The 1,098-nt window shown below is 54.2% G+C and carries 1 protein-coding gene; it reads right to left on the reverse strand.

Annotated features, from left to right (window positions below):
• Nucleotides 1-43 precede the first annotated feature (43 nt).
• Nucleotides 44-1,098: ISL3 family transposase (locus FGF66_RS12340; RefSeq protein ID WP_139457940.1), on the reverse strand; the 1,055-nt coding region annotated here is incomplete at its 5' end.

Below are 1,098 nucleotides of genomic sequence, written 5' to 3' on the forward strand. Positions count from 1 at the left end.
GGTTCTTCGCAGAATATCGTGGGTAAGGGCTTCTGCTGTTCCGTCATGATTCGATAGCCATGTTGAGTTTGCCGCAGTAAAACAAAATCCGGTTGCGATAACTCTCGAAACGATGGAACCCTCTTGCTGACGCCTTGATGATCTGAATCTTGCTGTTCAACCCTTCGGAAACCGCGTTGGTAATGGCGTGCTTGAACCAGGTCAGCACCTTGTCGAAATGCCGCAGGAGCTGCTCTTTGACTTTGATCAACGGGGTCAAACCAGCCGCATCGACCCGTTTTGACCAGTACTCGAAAAAGAAGCTTCCGGCATCGGCGCAGCCAAGCTGCCAAAAAACCCGGAACATGTTTTTTAACGCCCACGCCTGTCCGGTTTTGAACTCACCGTTCATCAGGGTGTTCAACTCGAGCTGTTGCTGGGTGTGCAGCTTCTCCGGATTGCGCAGCCAAACGTATTTCGAGCCGACCAGCCGCTTGTCTCCAGTTTTGCGGAGTTCGCCAGACTCCTTGCGGCGCACCGCATCGACGGCGTCATTGAGATACTTGCTGATATGAAAGCGATCATGCACCAGATCGGCGTTTGGCAAGAGTTGGTTCACCGCGTTGGCAAAGGGTTGCCACAGATCGACCGAGACCGCCTTGGCTTGTTCCCGCTGCTGTTGGCTCAGCGTTTCAAGCAGCTCTTTGGTTGCTTCGGTCGTGCGGTGTTCGACAACTTCAAGCACTCGACCTTGATCCAGATCGTTCAGCGTTGTCACATAATGCTGGCCAGCCTTGAAGCTTTTTTCATCGATTCCCAGATACGCAATGCCATCAGCTTGCCGACGACTCAGGCCTCGCTCAACGGCTCGCTGCATGATGTGATTGACGGCGTGCCAGTTCAGACGCAACATGCTGGCCGCCGCCTTGATGTTCGCGCAGTGCAAGAGCAGCTCGATAGCAAAGCTTTCGAACAGCAGCGTGAAACGGGAATGCCTTGCTGCCCACGGCGCCTGAACGGTTTTGACCCCATGTTCCTGGCATTGACAACGTGGCAAACAGGCCACCAGAATGGTCTCGAACTGCATGGTATCCAGATGACGCCATCGTTGCTCAGTGG

Source organism: Chlorobaculum thiosulfatiphilum, assembly GCF_006265165.1.
Lineage (GTDB): Bacteria > Bacteroidota > Chlorobiia > Chlorobiales > Chlorobiaceae > Chlorobaculum > Chlorobaculum thiosulfatiphilum.